Here is a 1,439-nt window from a genome sequence, read left to right on the forward strand (position 1 = left end):
GGCCGTCTGAAAATGATGCAGCTATGCATTTGGTTTTCAGACGGCCTTTGTTTTTAATGTTTTTTTACGTTCTCTGTAAACAGGGTGCAAAATTCGTTTTAATATGGTAAAGTCTGATTTTAATAACTTGACGGTTCGAAGCCGTTACTCAGGGGCTGTTTAAATTTAAAATCAGTTTTGTTGAAGCCGCATCGGATTTGCCGTTGACGCATTCAGGAAAATTTCAGTCGTCAGGCTGATTTGGTTTTAAATTTAAGCAGCCCTTTATGTTTACAAAAAAAAACAGAGGTAGATTCTCATGAAGTCTTGGCAGCTTCCTGAACACGTTGCCGACGTGTTACCGACCAATGCCCGACAACTGGAAAGCGCCCGTGAGCAGCTGTTGGCTTTGTTTCGCGTGCATGGTTATGAATTGGTGCAACCGCCATTGATGGAATACAGCCATTCCTTATTGACGCATATCGATGCCGGTTTGTCTTTGAAAACCATTTTGGTCGTCGATCAGCTTAGCGGCCGTCAGCTCGGTATCCGCGCGGATATTACGCCGCAGGTAGCGCGTATCGATGCCCACTTGCTTTCTGCCAACCAAGGTATCAACCGTTTATGCTACGCCGGTTCGGTACTTCATGCGCGTCCTGACGGATTGCTCAATATGCGCGAACCTTTGCAGGCGGGTGCGGAAATGTACGGCTTGGAAGGCATTGAAGCGGATATCGAATTGATTGATTTGATGCTGAAAAGCATGAAGATTGCCGACATGGGCGAAGTTTTGCTTTCATTAGGCCATATCGGCGTATTCCGTGCTTTAGCAAATGCCGCGCATTTGGATGAGCAGCAATCGGCAATCCTGCTGTCATCGATGCAGGACAAAGATGCCGAGGCTGTCAGCCAGTTGGTCAAAGAGTGGAAACTTGACGGCATGTGGGCAAAAGCGTTTTCATTGTTGCCCCGATTGTATGGCGGTCGTGAAGTGCTGACTGTGGCTAGAGAGAAATTACCCGAATTGTCCGCAGTCAGTGTGGCTTTGGATGAATTGCAGGCAGTATGCGATGCGTTCCCAAATCAAAAAGTGCATATCGATTTGTCGGAACTGCGCGTTGACAATTACCATACCGGCTTGCTTTACGCGGCTTATGGTTCAAACCGTCATGATGCCGTGGCACGCGGCGGCCGTTATGACGGATTGGGCGGATACTTCGGACGCGCGCGTCCTGCAGCTGGATTCAGTTTTGATTTGCGCAGCTTCATCGGCCGCCTTCCTGCTATCGGACGGGAGTCCGTGGTGGCTGTCGATGTAAAAGACATGCCTGCGGCTCAAGAAGCGGTAGATGCTTTGCGCGAACAAGGACAATGTGTCGTTATCGATTACGGTATCGGCTATAACGGTTCGGAAGAGGTTACAGGCCGTCTGAAACAGGTAGACGGCGTTTGGAAAGTAA

1 protein-coding gene is annotated in these 1,439 nt (G+C 48.9%); it reads left to right on the forward strand.

Annotated features, from left to right (window positions below; translation table 11 throughout):
* Positions 1–298: 298 nt before the first annotated feature.
* Positions 299–1,439, forward strand: a 1,141-nt coding sequence (locus ACTHUE_RS18935) for an ATP phosphoribosyltransferase regulatory subunit (protein ID WP_440424168.1), incomplete at its 3' end; no start/stop codon positions are given.

Source organism: Neisseria sp. P0021.S005, assembly GCF_051956955.1.